Below are 14,237 nucleotides of genomic sequence, written 5' to 3' on the forward strand. Positions count from 1 at the left end.
AGCCCAGCGCTGTTGCCACCGAACCGCTCCACCCATCGCTAAATTGTTTCAAAACTTGACGTATTTGGATCCCTTCGCCATATTGATAGTTAGCAAACTAACTGTATGCAAGCTATCCAATGCCTCAATCCCTCGAACAGCTTCAGATGCACCTCAGCAGCAGCATGGTGGTGGGCGCCCGTCACTGGCGCAAAATCTGCCAGACCACGCTGGTCAGCTATGGCATCTCCGAAGCCTGCGCCGTGCCGCTGTTGATGATCGGCCGCTTGGGCGACGGTGTGCACCAGGTGAAAGTGGCCCAGGCCTCCGGCCTGGAAAGCCCGTCGCTGGTGCGCCTGCTCGACCAGTTGTGCAGTGGCGGTTACGTGTGCCGCACCGAAGACATCCACGACCGTCGCGCCAAGGCCTTGAGCCTCACCGAGCGCGGCCGTGAGCTGGTGCAAGCGGTGGAAGCGCAATTGGTGCGCCTGCGCCGTGAAGTGCTGGCGGACATTGCGCTCGCCGATATGGAAGCCGCGCTGCGTGTGCTGCGTGCTTTTGAGGCGGCGACGCTGTGAGCGGATTCTTCAGTGGTTTTCCGCCGGCCCGCGACTGGTTCTATGGGGTGCGGACCTTCGCCGCGTCGATGATTGCGTTGTACATCGCCATGCTCATGCAAATGCCGCGTCCGTATTGGGCGATGGCCACCGTGTATATCGTCTCCAGCCCGTTTGTGGGGCCGACCAGTTCCAAGGCGTTGTACCGCGCCATCGGCACCTTGATGGGCGCGGCGGCGGCGGTATTTTTTGTGCCGATGTTCGTGCAATCGCCATACATTCTGGTGGTGGTGATTGCGTTGTGGACGGGCACGTTGCTGTTTCTGTCCATGCACCTGCGCACTGCGAATAACTACGCGTTGATGCTGGCCGGCTACACCTTGCCGCTGATCGCCCTGCCGGTGGTGGATAACCCCCTGGCGGTGTGGGACGTGGCCGAAGCGCGCACCGAAGAAATCTTCCTCGGCATCGCCGTCGCCGCCGTGGTGGGCGCGATGTTCTGGCCACGGCGCCTGATGCCGGTGTTCGATGGCTCGGTGGCCAAGTGGTTTGCCGATGCGCAGGTCTACAGCCAACGTTTTCTGACGCGCAACGTGGAGCCTGAAGAAGTCAGCGCTTTACGCAGCGGCATGGTCGCCACCTTCAACACCCTCGAATTGATGATCGGCCAGTTGCCGCACGAAGGCGCGCGGCCGCAGACGGTGCGTAACACCAAGGAACTGCGCGGGCGCATGATCCATCTGCTGCCGGTGGTGGATGCCCTCGACGATGCGCTGTACGCCATCGAACACCGCGCGCCGCAGTTTCTTGAGCGCCTCACGCCGCTCCTGGACGCCACCCGCCAATGGTTGGAAGACTCCCAGCAAAGCGCGCCCCTGGACCGCTGGCGCGCCCTGCGCGACCAGGTCGACGCCCAACAGCCCCAAGGCGATGCGCTGGACGACCGCCACACCTTGTTGTTCTCCAATGCGCTGTACCGCCTGGGCGAGTGGATCGACCTGTGGCAAGACTGCCGCAGCCTGCAAGCCGCCATCCGATGCGAGAGCCAGGACACCTGGCGCGCCGTTTACCGTCACTGGCGGCTGGGCCGGCTCACGCCGTTCCTCGACCGTGGCCTGATGTTCTATTCGGCGTTTTCCACCGTCAGCGCGATCATCGTCGCCTCGGTACTGTGGATTTTGTTGGGCTGGACCGACGGCGGCAGCGCCGTGATCCTGGCGGCGGTGGCGTGCAGCTTCTTCGCCTCGATGGACGACCCGGCGCCGCAGATCTATCGGTTCTTTTTCTGGACCGCGATGTCGGTGTTGTTCGCCAGCCTCTACCTGTTTCTGGTACTGCCCAATCTGCATGACTTCCCGATGCTGGTGCTGGCGTTCGCGGTGCCGTTCATTTGCATCGGCACACTGACCGTGCAGCCGCGCTTTTACCTGGGCATGTTGTTGACGCTGGTGAACACCTCCTCATTTATCAGCATCCAGGGCGCCTATGACGCCGACTTCCTCAACTTTGCCAACGTCAACCTGGCTGGCCCGGTAGGCCTGCTGTTTGCGTTTGTGTGGACCCTGGTCGCGCGGCCCTTCGGCGCCGAACTGGCGGCCAAGCGCCTGACCCGTTTCAGCTGGCGCGACATCGTTGGCCTCACCGAACCCGCGACCCTGGCCGAACACCGGCATATGGCCGTGCAAATGCTCGACCGGTTGATGCAGCACCTGCCGCGCCTGGCCCTTACCGGCCAGGACACCGGCATTGCCCTGCGCGATTTGCGGGTGGCGCTGAACCTGCTCGACCTGCTGGCGTACTCGCCGCGCATCCTCGGCGTGCCACGGGTGCTGCTCAACCAAGTGGTCGAGGGGGTTGGCGCTTACTTCAAGGCGTGCCTCAAGGCGGGTGAACGCCTGCCCGCGCCCAGCGGTCTGCTGATGACACTCGACCGCACGCGCCGCGCGCTCAACGGCCAGGGCCTGCAAGACGAAGACGACACCCGCCTGCACCTGCTGCACGCGTTGGCCGGCCTGCGCCTGGCGCTGTTGCCTGGCGTCGAATTCATTGATGGCACACAGATGCAAGCGCCGCTGCCCGATGGAGCGCCTTTATGATCGGTGATCTGGATATAAGCGGGGTGTTCCTGCCCACGTTGCTGGTGCTCATGGGCATTACGTATGTGTTGTTTCTGGTGGTGCACGGGTTGTTGACGCGCATGCACTTCTATCGCCTGGTCTGGCACCGGGCATTGTTCAATGTGGGGCTCTACGCGCTGTTACTGGGCGCGGTGGACTCACTCAGTCGATACCTGATGACATGAAAAAACCTTTTTTGACCATCGGCCGTGTAGTCCTGACGCTGTTGATCGTGAGCTTCGCGGTCGTCGTGGTGTGGCGCATGGTCATGTACTACATGTTTGCGCCCTGGACCCGCGACGGGCACATCCGTGCCGACATCGTGCAGATCGCCCCCGACGTGTCCGGGTTGATCCAGCGCGTGGACGTGCATGACAACCAATTGGTGAGCAAGGGCCAGGTGCTGTTTGCCGTCGACCAGGACCGCTTCAAGCTGGCCCTGCGCCAGGCCCAGGCCGCCGTGGCCGACCGCCAGGAAACCCTGGCCCAGGCCCAGCGCGAGTACAAGCGTAACCGTGGCCTGGGCAACCTGGTGCCCAGCGAGCAACTGGAAGAAAGCCAGTCCCGCGTGGCCCGTGCCCAATCGGCCCTGGCCGAAGCGCAGGTGACGGTGGACTCCGCCCAACTGAACCTCGACCGCTCGGTGATCCGCAGCCCGGTGGACGGCTACGTCAACGACCGCGCGCCGCGCACCCAGGAGTTCGTCACCGCCGGGCGCCCGGTGCTGTCGGTGGTGGACAGCAACTCGTTCCACATTGACGGCTATTTCGAAGAGACCAAGCTCGACGGCATCCAGGTCGGCATGGGCGTGGATATCCGCGTGATCGGCGATAACGCGCGCCTGCGCGGCCACGTGCAGAGCATCGTCGCCGGTATCGAAGACCGCGACCGCAGCAGTGGCTCCAACCTGCTGCCCAACGTCAACCCGGCGTTCAGTTGGGTGCGCCTGGCCCAGCGGATTCCGGTGCGCATCGCCTTTGACGAAGTGCCGGCGGACTTTCGCATGATCGCCGGGCGTACAGCCACCGTATCGATCATCGGCGACAAACCCCCTGCCGGAGCCCAGCCATGAAGCAGCTGTTGGCCGCCGCCGCGCTGGGTTTGCTGTTGTCGGCCTGCCAGGTGGTAGGGCCGGATTACCAGCTACCGGACAAGGCCGCCGTCAACCGTGCCGACCTGCAAGGGCAACTGCCATTGGACGGTAAACACGTGGTGTCGGCGCCGGTCCCCGACGACTGGTGGAAACTGTACAAAGACCCGCGCCTGGATGAGCTGGTGCGCCAGGCCATGGCCTCCAACACCGACCTGCGTGTGGCCGCCGCCAACTTGCAGCGCGCGCGTTTTCAGACGCAACAGGCGCAATCCGCCGGTGGCTGGAGCGCCGGGGCCAAGGCTGAAGCGCAGCGCCTGCAGGAATCCGGCGAGGCGTTTTTGCTGGCGGACAAGGTCCCGGTGGACAACATCGGCAGCGTGGGCATCACCACCTCTTATCAATTTGACCTGTTCGGCACCTTGCAGCGCGGCATCGAAAGCGCCCAGGCCAGTGCCGACGCGGCCCAGGCCGCCGCCGATATTGCGCGCATCACGCTGGTCGCCGATGTGGTGCGCTCCTACACCCAGGTCTGCGCGGCCAACGAAGAGTTGGCGATTGCCAACCAATCCCTGGCCCTGCAAGCCCAGAGCACCCGCCTGACCCAACGGCTGCGCGACGCCGGCCGGGGCGACGAGACCCAAGTCACGCGCTCGCAAACCCAGTACAAATCGCTGCGCGCCGACATGCCGCGCTACGAAGCGGCGCGCCAGGCCGGGCTGTTCCGCCTGTCGATGCTGCTGGCCAAGCCGGTCGACCAGTTGCCGGCGGGCACCGGCGGTTGCGCCGAGCTGCCGCACATCGCCCAGCTGTTGCCGGTGGGCGACGGTGCCGCGCTGCTCAAGCGTCGCCCCGACGTGCGCCAGGCCGAACGCCAATTGGCGGCTGCCACGGCGCGTATCGGCGTAGCCACCGGCGCGCTGTACCCGGACATCGCCATTGGTGCCACCGTCGGTACCGTTGGCCTGCTCGACAACCTCGGCCAGCCGGCCACCAACCGCTGGGGCTTCGGCCCGATGATCAGTTGGACCGTGCCGACCAACGGCGCGCGCGCGCGCATCCATGAAGCCGAAGCCGCCACCCAGGGCGCCCTGGCGCATTTCGATGGGGTGGTGCTCAACGCCATCCGCGAAACCCAGACCGGCCTTGCGCAATACACCGCCGTGTTGCAGCGCCGCGACGCGCTCGCCGATGCCGAGCAATCAGCCCGCCAAGCCGCGGACCAGACCCACCGGTTCTTCCAGGCCGGGCGCGAGTCGTTCCTCGCCGACCTGCAAGCCACCCGCACCTACACCGCGATGCGCGCGCAATTGGCGGCGGCCAATACTCAGGTCGCCATGAGCCAGATCGATCTGTTCCTGGCCCTGGGCGGCGGTTGGGAAAGCGGACGAACGCACGCTTCGCCAGCCAGCAAACCCTGAGCCAATAGCTATGCTTTGACAGGCAGGCCCCGTGACGGCCTGCCTGACACTGCTCGCGTTTGCTCATGGGGATTCCAATAATGAAAAACCCTTATGCTCCCGCTTTCTGGTGCGTGCTCTTCGCACTGGTGCTGTTATCGGCCGCGTATTTCTATGGCGTCATGCTCGCCCATCAGCTCGACAAGGCCATGGTCTTTCTCGACAGCGCCTGCCTGGTGATCGGCACCTTGTCCATCGGCGTTGTCGCCTGGGCGTCCTACCAGAATCAACGGGTCAAGAAAAAACTCCTGGAACAAGGCAAGACCCGCGTGGCGATCTGGGATACCAAGGTTGCGCTGCGCCGAGTCGAAACCGTGTTCGACCGCTATTTCTGGGGCAGCTACTGGCAGCCGGGGCGCACCTTCCAGGAAGTGATGGGCGACCTGACCGGCACACCGCTGGAAAAAAGCCTCGAAGTCCTGAAAAAACAGTGTGTCGTGCTCGACAAGCAAGTCGCTGACGGCCGGCACTGGCTCAATAACGCTCGGGAGTTATCCGACGTCGCCACGCAGATGGCCCGCGAGCGCTACCAACTGGACTTCTGCGACCCCAAGGCCGACACGCCCGGCAATGCGGTGATACACCGCGAGTTTGAAGTGCTGGTGTACACATGGACGGCGCGGCTCAAGAGTTTTGATCACCAGTTGGATGAAATCGAATTGGAGTATTCGTGAACTAGTCGTGAACTGATCCCTCTGAAAGGCTGGGCCGTTTGTGGCCGCCAGTGCTAATCTTCCCCCGCTTTCGGCGGGCTTGAGCCAACCCCTACAGGGTTCAAGGAAGACAGCCCACTCCTCACAGGATTTGATCAGGTCACTTCATGAATAAGCCAGCAGTCGTACTTTTGGGTTTTGTGGTCGCCGTTGGCGTCGTCAGTGCAGGCGGCGCCTGGTACACCGGTAAGCAACTGGAACCGGTGCTGCAAACCGCGATCCAGAACGCCAACAAGGAACTGCAGACCTCAATGGCCGGCGTCGACGGCACCGTGGCCCTGGAACTGGTCTCCCTCGACCGTGGCGTGTTCAGCAGCACCGCGCACTATCGCCTGAAGGGCCAGGGCTCGGTGTTCGGCGCAGACAACCCCAACCCCGAATTGCTTTTTGTCGACCATATCGAACACGGCCCGCTGCCGGTCTCGCGCCTGGTGACGCTCAAATGGCTGCCGGTCATGGCCACCAGTCACTATGAGCTGGAAAAGAGCCCAACCACCGAGAAGTGGTTCGCTGCGGCCAAAGACGTGTCGCCGCTCAAAGGCGTGGCCAATATCGGCTACACCCGTTCGGTCAACGGCAACATCGAGTTGCTGCCGCTAGAGTTCAAGGACGACAAATCGTCGGTGAGCTTCTCCGGCGCCAACCTGAACTTCGACGGCACCGCTGAAGGCCAGAAGGTCAAGGCCGATGGTTTTATGAACAGCCTCAAGGTCGCCGCCGTGGATGCCAATGGCGAAGCCTTCGAAGCCGACCTGTCGGGCCTGACCATCGCCAGCAACCTGGAAAAATCCACCTTCGGGTTTTACACCGGGCAAAACACCATCGAGCTGAGCGACAGCAAGTTCACCTTCGGCCCACAGAAATCCGTGCTGAGCTTCAAAGGCTTCGAGCAAAAAGACTCCAGCGAAACCAAGGACAACAACCTGGCCGGCCGCGTCGACTACAAGATCGACGAGATTGGCTACCAGGGCAAACCCGTGGGCTCGGCGGCCATGGCCGTGAGCATGAAGAACATCGACATTCCGGCCATGCTGGTGCTGACCAAGCTGTACCAGGACAAAATGCAGCCGGTGCAAGCCGCCGCGGCCGCTGGCGAACCGGCTCCGGAGCTGCAACTGACCGACGCCGAACAGGCCTTGGCCGAAGCCAACGTCAACCAGGTACTGGCCGCCAAACCGCACCTGGCCCTGGAAAACCTGTCGCTGAAAACCACCCACGGCGAAAGCAAGTTCAACCTGCTCGTGGACCTGGCCAAACCGGCCTCCATGGAGCTGCCGCCGGTTGAGCTGGGCAAGCAGATGATCACGCTGCTGGATGCCAACCTCACGCTGTCCAAGCCGATGATTGGCGATGTGTCCGCATTGCAGGCGCAGCTGGGCGGTGTGACCGACCCTAAAGCCATCGAGCAGCAATCCCAGATGGCCGCCGAGATGGTCAGCGGCATGGCGGTAGGTACGCAGTTGGCGACCCTGGTGGGCAGCGAGGTAGTGTCCAAGTTGCACTACGCCAACAATGAAGTGACCTTCAACGGCCAGAAGATGACGGTTGAGCAGTTCATTGGCTTTGTCATGGGCAAAGTCGGTGGGATGAGCGGCGGGCAGTAACCGCTCAACATCCGGCCTCCTAGTAAGGTCGCTTGAAATGCAGTCAAAATGTGGGAGGGGGCTTGCCCCCTCCCACATTTGTTTTTGCGTAGCGCAAAAAAGCGATCAGCCAATTCTGAACAATTGTTCTGATTTGAATTTCTTCTTACTTTCCTGAGAGATAGTTCGCACAGGAAAGCTAGGCCGGGTCATTAGACGCCGGCACCCTGAGCGCTTCGCTCAGGATCACCTATCGTTACAGCTTTCCGTGTGTAAGGAAGCTCACGATATGTTGCGAAACCTACCACTCAGTGCATCAGGCCGGTTGCGACTGTTCGTCGGGGCCGCTTTATGCAGCCAACTGCTGATACCCACCTTCGCCATGGCCGACCCGGCCTATGACGCGCTGATCATTCAGGCACGCAACGGCAACTTCACGCCCGCGCTCACCCAATTGCGCCAGCTGTCGGCCGAACGCCAGACGCCTGGCCAGGTCAGCGATCACCTGGTGATCGCCGGTTGGGCCGGCCAGGACGCCGAAGTGCTGAAGGTGTACGAGGCCCAGGGCAAAAATCGCAACCTCAGCACCCAGGCGCTCGCCACGGTGGCGCGTACCTATCGCAATCAAAAGCAGTGGGCCCAGGCTGAAGCTGTTTATCGCCAGGCGCTGCTGCGTGAACCGAATAACATCGACCTGCAACTGGGCCTGGCGCTGACCCAGGCCGACGGCGGCAAGGCCAACGAAGCCGTGCAACGCACCCGCGCCTTGGTGGTCGCCAAACCGGATGACCCTAACCGGCGCATGGCCCTAGGCTACGCGCTGACCCGCGCCGGCCTGAACTACGACGCGCTGTTTGAATTCGACCAGGCGTTTACCCGTGCCGGCGACAAACCTGAAGTCGCCCGCGAATACATCGTCGCCCTGCAAAAGGCCCGCCTGCCGCAAGCGGCGTTGCGCCTGTCGGCCCAGCGCCCTGGCCTGCTTGACGCGGTCACCCAGCGCCGCCTCGAAGGCGACCTCGCCGCCGAGCGCGTGCGCATGGCCGAGTTCGCCACGCGCAGCGAAAAAGACCGCTATGTGGTGGCCGACCGTGCCTTGGCCGACTACGACACACTCATCGCCCGCTGGACCCCGGACGCCACCGCCCATGACGATGTGGTGCGCTGGCGCATCGACCGCCTGGGCGCGCTCAAGGCCAGGGCGCGCACCGCCGAGGTCATCCGCGAGTACGAAACCCTTAAAGGCGAAGGCGTGCAACTGCCGACCTATGCCGTGCGCTGGGTGGCGGCGTCATACCTCGACCAACGCCTGCCGGAAAAAGCCGAGCCGTTGTATCGCCAGGCACTGAGTGCTTCGGACGCTGAGCCGGACGACCGGGTCGAAGACACCACGGCGTTGTTTTACGCCTTGCAGGAAAGCAACAAAGGCGAGGATGCCAACGAGGTTGCCAAAGCGCTCGCCAACAGCCAGAAACCTCGGGTCGAACTCAAGGGCCTGCCCATCGGCAACCCCAACGACGCCTGGATGGACGCGCAACAACTGTCGGCCCAGGCCGGCGTGTATGGCGGTGACCTGCCGGGCAGCGAAGCCGGCCTGGAAGCATTGGTGGCCAAAGCCCCCGGCAACGTCGGCCTGCGCCTCGCCCAGGCCGATATGTACCGCGCCCGTGACCTGCCGCGCCGTGCCGAAGGCGTGCTCAAGGAAACCGAAGCCCAGGCGCCGCGTGACATTGGCCTGGAAATCAGCCAGGCCTACACCGCCATGGACCTGCAAGAGTGGCGGCAACTGGATGTGCTGACCGATGACGTGGTGGCCCGCAACCCAGACAGCCGGCAGGTGCAACGCCTCAAACGCCTGCGCGATGTACACGACATGGCCGAACTGCGCGTCGAAGCCTACACCGGTAAAAGCTTCGGCGGCGGCGGTGACAACGAAGCCGGTGCGGTGGCCGGTAACCGCGACTGGGGCATCGAAAGCGTGATCTACACGCCGCCCATCGACGAAGACTGGCGCCTGTTCGCTGGCGCCGGTTATGCCACCGCCGACTTTGAAGAAGGCACCGGTCACCACCGTTGGCAGCGTGTCGGCGTGGAGCGGCGCACCCGTGACCTGACCCTGGAAGCCGAGGTGTCCAACCACTCCTATGGCTTTGGTTCCAAGCAGGGCGCCCGCGTAGCGTTCGCCCACGACATCAACGACAACTGGCAATACGGCGCCAGTCTCGATTACCTCTCGGCCACCACGCCATTGCGTGCGCTGAATGCCGACATCACCGCCAACGGCGGCAGCGGTTTTATCCGCTGGCGCGCCAACGAAAGCCGTGAGTGGAAACTGTCCCTCAGCCCGTCCCACTTCAGCGACGGCAACGACCGCTTGGAAGCCTTGCTCACCGGCCGCGAAGGCATCTACAGCTCACCGAAAGTGCAGGTAGACCTGGGCCTGGAAGTCGGTGCCAGCCGCAACAGCAAGGAAGACACGGTGTACTTCAATCCCAAGTCGGATTTCACCGTATTGCCCGTCGTCACCATCAATCACGTGCTCTATCACCGCTACGAGACCCAGTGGAGTCAGCAGTTCCAGGTCGGTGCGGGCACCTATAGCCAGCGCGATTACTCCACCGGCGGCATGGCCCTGATCGGCTACGGCCAACGCTTTCGCTGGAACGATGTACTGGACGTCGGTGCCAACCTGAGCCTGATCAGCCGACCTTATGACGGTGATCGCGAACGCGATCTGCGCCTGCTCGTCGACCTCACTTACCGTTTCTAAAAGAGCCTGACCATGACCCTCCTCAGCCGTTGCTTGTTGGTTCTGGGTGTATTGCTGGCCAGTGCCTGCGCCCAGCAACCCGCCCCTTTCACTCCACCCGCCGAGCGGCCGACACCGGCCAACGAACAGGCGTGGCCGAAAAACAATTTTCTGGGCATTGCCTACCATGACGTCTCGGACCGCGACCCCGACCAGGCTGTGGTGGCGGTGCGCACCGAACGTTTGATCGAACAGCTGGCCTGGCTGCGCGAGAACGGCTACCAGGCGGTCAGCGTTGACCAAGTGCTGGCCGCGCGCAATGGCGGCCCCGCGCTGCCGCCCAAGGCCGTCATGCTCAGCTTCGACGACGGCTATTCAAGCTTCTACACCCGCGTGATGCCGATTCTGCGCGCCTACCGCTGGCCGGCCCTGCTGGCGCCGGTGGGCAGTTGGATCGATACGCCGCTCAACCAACCGGTGGACTTCGCCGGCTCGCCCCGGCCACGTGGCGAGTTCCTGACCTGGCAGCAGATCCGTGAAGTGTCGCAGTCGGGCCTGGTGGAAATCGCCGCGCACACCGATGCCAATCACAAAGGCATCCTGGCCAACCCCCAGGGCAACCTGGAGCCGGCCGCCACGTCTCTGCGCTTTGACCCGGCCACCGGGCGCTACGAAAGCCAGGCGCAGTTCGATGCACGGCTGCGTGCCGATGTCGTGGCGATCTCCAACAAGATCCAAACCGTGACCGGCAAAAAACCCCGGGTGTGGGTATGGCCCTACGGCGCCGCCAAAGGCACCTCGCTGGCGATCGTCGGCGAGCAGGGCTACCAAATGGCCCTGACCCTGGAAGACGGCCTCGACAGCTCCAGTGACTTGATGAACAGCCCGCGCTTCCTGGTGGCTTCCGACCCGGACGGCGAGCATTTCGCCAACAGCATTGTCGCCGTGCAAACCCCGGCGCCGCTGCGCGTGCTGCATGTGGACCTGGACAACGTCTACGACCCTGACCCGGCCCAACAAGCGCGCAACCTCGACCAGTTGGTACAGCGCGTGGTGGACATGGGCGCCGGTACCGTGTTCCTGCAAGCCTTCGCCGACCCCAAGGGTGACGGCCTGGTGCACTCGCTGTATTTCCCCAATCGCCATTTGCCGGTGCGCGCCGACCTGTTCAACCGTGTCGCCTGGCAATTGCACACCCGTGCCCATGCGGCGGTATATGCGTGGATGCCGGTGCTGAGCTTCGCCCTTGACCCCAAACTGCCCCGCGTCACGCGCTGGGACCCGGAAACCGGCAAGGTGGGCATCGACCCGGACCAATACAAACGCCTGTCGCCGTTCGACCCGCAGGTGCGCAAAATCATTGGTGAACTCTATGAGGACCTGGCGCGCAACAGTGCGATCGACGGTGTGCTGTACCACGATGACGCCGTATTCTCCGACTTCGAAGACGCCAGCCCCGCAGCGCTCAAGGCCTACGCGGCCAACGGCCTGCCAGACAGCATCGACGCCCTGCGCGCCGACCCTGCGGTAATGCAGCGTTGGACGCGCTTCAAGAGCCGCTACCTGATCGACTTCACCAATGAGCTGACCGCCAAGGTCCGCGCCATTGCCGGGCCGCAGGTGCTGACCGCGCGCAATATCTTCGCCCAGCCGATGCTCAACCCGCAGAGCGAAGCCTGGTTCGCGCAGAACCTCGACGATTTCCTCCAGACCTATGACTGGACCGCGCCCATGGCCATGCCGCTGATGGAAGGCGAGACACTCAAGAACTCCAATGCCTGGCTGGAAAAACTGGTGGCCACGGTCAAGGCCCGCCCCGGTGCGATGCAGCGAACGGTGTTCGAGCTGCAAGCCAAGGACTGGCGTACCCCGGCAGCCCCCGACCTGTCCGCCGAGCAAATGGCCGAATGGATGGGCGTACTCAAACGCCAGGGTGTCACGAGTTTTGGCTACTACCCGGACAACTTCCTGGAAAACTCCCCGGACCTGAAGACTGTGCGTCCGGCCCTTTCCAACCAATGGAACCCTTGACCATGTTCGACAGAATCCTGGCTTTATTCGTGCTGGCATTGGTATTGGGCGTGCCCCTGGGCCTGATCTTCCTGGTTACCGGGCAGTTCCTGATGGACTTCGTGTTTTTCTACCCGCTGTTCATGTCGGCGCTGTGGATCGCCGGCGGTTTGTACTTCTGGTTGCACTGGGAGCGCCACTGGCCCTGGGAAGAAGACACCCCGGCGCCGACCCTGGCCGGCAACCCGCTGATCTCGATCATCATCCCTTGCTACAACGAGGGTGATAACGCCGCCGACACCATCCATGCGGCGCTGGGCCAGTTGTACCCCAACATCGAAGTGATCGCGGTCAACGACGGCTCCAAGGACAACACCGCTGCGGTACTCGACGCCCTGGCGCTGGAGCACCCGCGGCTGCGCGTGTTGCACCTGGCGCAGAACCAGGGCAAGGCCGTGGCCCTGCGCATGGGCGCCGTGGCCTCGCGCAGCGAATATCTGGTGTGCATCGACGGCGATGCGCTGCTCGACAAAAACGCGGCGGCTTATATGGTCGCGCCGATGCTGGATAACCCACGCCTGGGCGCCGTGACCGGCAACCCACGTATCCGTACGCGCTCGACCTTGATCGGCCGCGTGCAGGTGGGCGAGTTCTCCTCGATCATCGGCTTGATCAAGCGTACCCAGCGCGTGTTCGGGCGGATCTTCACGGTGTCGGGTGTGGTGGTGGCGTTCCGTAAAAAGGCGCTGGACCGCATCGACTACTGGAGCACCGACATGATCACCGAGGACATCGATGTCAGTTGGAAACTCCAGCTCGATCACTGGAGCATCTTCTACGAGCCCCGCGCGCTGTGCTGGATCCTGATGCCCGAAACCGTCGGCGGCTTGTGGAAACAGCGTCTGCGCTGGGCCCAGGGCGGTGCCGAAGTGCTGTTCAAGAACATCCGTGGCATCTGGCAATGGCGCCATCGCTATCTGTGGCCGCTGTTGTTCGAATATTGCTTGTCCACCGGTTGGGCCTTCACTTTCCTGTTGTCGGTGATCTTCTGGGGCCTGGGTAAATTCATCGTGCTGCCCCAGGCGATTGCCGTGGACTCCCTGGTGCCGCCGGCGTTTACCGGCCTGGTCCTGGCGATGGTGTGCCTGGTGCAGTTTGCGGTGAGCATCCTGATCGACCGGCGCTACGAGAAAGACCTGTGGAAAACCCTGTTCTGGACCGTGTGGTACCCGATGGTGTTCTGGTTGGTCAGCTTGTTCACCACGCTGGTGAGTTTCCCCAAAGTGCTGTTCAACCAGCACCAGAAGCGTGCGCGCTGGGTCAGCCCGGACCGCGGTATCAAACCTGTCGAAGAGGAGGCGTGAGCATGAAACTGGTCAGAACTCGCCAAAGTACCGTGATGTGGATCATCGACGTAATCCTGACCCTGATGGCCTGGGGCGGGCTGGTCTGGTTGCTGGCGCGCGGGATCACCTCGATGCTGGACACCCACGGTGGCCCGCGCATTGAAGCGCCGATCTTCGCGGCGCTGAACACTTTGCAGATCTACTTGTGGATTGCGCTGTTCAACGCGGTGATCCTGGTGACCTGGGCGCGCTACCAGCAACGCAAGGGGCGCAAGTTCGCCCAGCGTCGCGCCGAGGCCAAGGCCCTCAGCGACCAGCGCCTGAGCGAGAGTTTCAGCCTGGCTGACGGTGATCTGGAGCAATTGCGCCGGCCGGGGGTTTTGGTGATCCACAACGACGAAGACGGCGGCGTGTCGGAAGTCAAAGCCCATGTCTCGCGTGACGTGGAAAAGCCCGGCTTGACCCTGGTGCCCGGCAAGGATCAGAACAAAGACGCCAGCTAAAAATCGTAAATCCAACCCAATGTGGAAGGGGGCTTGCTCCCGATTGCGATGGTTCAGTCAACGATGCATCGACTGACACGCCGCTGTCGGGAGCAAGCCCCTTCCACATTGTGGATAGCCATTGGACCTT

Annotated in this window: 11 protein-coding genes; all 11 read left to right on the forward strand. The window is 63.0% G+C overall.

Annotated features, from left to right (window positions below; genetic code table 11):
• Nucleotides 1-146 precede the first annotated feature (146 nt).
• The 11 genes from KSS96_RS01560 to pgaD all read left to right on the forward strand — a co-directional run bounded on the left by KSS96_RS01560 (nt 147) and on the right by pgaD (nt 14,107).
• Nucleotides 147-557, forward strand: a complete 411-nt coding sequence (locus KSS96_RS01560) for a MarR family winged helix-turn-helix transcriptional regulator (RefSeq protein WP_065876859.1) — start codon at nt 147-149, stop codon at nt 555-557.
• On the forward strand, nt 554-2,632 hold the full coding sequence (locus KSS96_RS01565) for an FUSC family protein (protein WP_137220433.1): 2,079 nt from the start codon (nt 554-556) through the stop codon (nt 2,630-2,632). The genes KSS96_RS01560 and KSS96_RS01565 overlap by 4 nt, the downstream gene beginning before the upstream one ends.
• Complete coding sequence (locus KSS96_RS01570) at nt 2,629-2,838, forward strand: DUF1656 domain-containing protein (protein ID WP_003187469.1); 210 nt, start codon at nt 2,629-2,631, stop codon at nt 2,836-2,838. Before KSS96_RS01565 ends, KSS96_RS01570 begins: the two co-directional genes overlap by 4 nt.
• Nucleotides 2,835-3,725 carry an efflux RND transporter periplasmic adaptor subunit gene (locus KSS96_RS01575; RefSeq protein WP_065876856.1) on the forward strand — a complete coding sequence of 297 codons (891 nt, stop codon included), beginning with the start codon at nt 2,835-2,837 and terminating at the stop codon, nt 3,723-3,725. Before KSS96_RS01570 ends, KSS96_RS01575 begins: the two co-directional genes overlap by 4 nt.
• Nucleotides 3,722-5,164 (forward strand): efflux transporter outer membrane subunit, encoded by a 1,443-nt coding sequence (locus KSS96_RS01580; RefSeq protein ID WP_065876855.1) that lies wholly within the window; start codon nt 3,722-3,724, stop codon nt 5,162-5,164. Before KSS96_RS01575 ends, KSS96_RS01580 begins: the two co-directional genes overlap by 4 nt.
• An 80-nt stretch (nt 5,165-5,244) precedes the next feature.
• Nucleotides 5,245-5,877, forward strand: a complete 633-nt coding sequence (locus KSS96_RS01585; RefSeq protein ID WP_026067299.1) for a hypothetical protein — start codon at nt 5,245-5,247, stop codon at nt 5,875-5,877.
• A gap of 146 nt (nt 5,878-6,023) precedes the next feature.
• Entirely contained in the window at nt 6,024-7,520 is a 1,497-nt protein-coding gene (locus KSS96_RS01590; RefSeq protein ID WP_017528397.1) for a YdgA family protein, read from the forward strand.
• A gap of 268 nt (nt 7,521-7,788) precedes the next feature.
• The gene (pgaA, locus tag KSS96_RS01595) at nt 7,789-10,269 is read left to right on the forward strand and encodes a poly-beta-1,6 N-acetyl-D-glucosamine export porin PgaA (protein WP_065876854.1); all 2,481 of its coding nucleotides are present in this window, start codon (nt 7,789-7,791) and stop codon (nt 10,267-10,269) included.
• A 12-nt stretch (nt 10,270-10,281) separates the two neighbouring features.
• Nucleotides 10,282-12,279: a poly-beta-1,6-N-acetyl-D-glucosamine N-deacetylase PgaB gene (pgaB, locus tag KSS96_RS01600; RefSeq protein ID WP_217855595.1), complete on the forward strand. Its 1,998-nt coding sequence runs from the start codon at nt 10,282-10,284 to the stop codon at nt 12,277-12,279.
• A 2-nt stretch (nt 12,280-12,281) separates the two neighbouring features.
• Nucleotides 12,282-13,622: a poly-beta-1,6-N-acetyl-D-glucosamine synthase gene (gene pgaC / locus KSS96_RS01605; RefSeq protein ID WP_017528394.1), complete on the forward strand. Its 1,341-nt coding sequence runs from the start codon at nt 12,282-12,284 to the stop codon at nt 13,620-13,622.
• Between the two features lie 2 nt (nt 13,623-13,624).
• The gene (gene pgaD / locus KSS96_RS01610) at nt 13,625-14,107 is read left to right on the forward strand and encodes a poly-beta-1,6-N-acetyl-D-glucosamine biosynthesis protein PgaD (protein WP_065876852.1); all 483 of its coding nucleotides are present in this window, start codon (nt 13,625-13,627) and stop codon (nt 14,105-14,107) included.
• Nucleotides 14,108-14,237: the final 130 nt, after the last annotated feature.

The organism is Pseudomonas asgharzadehiana (assembly GCF_019139815.1).
GTDB classification, from domain to species: Bacteria; Pseudomonadota; Gammaproteobacteria; order Pseudomonadales; family Pseudomonadaceae; genus Aquipseudomonas; species Aquipseudomonas asgharzadehiana.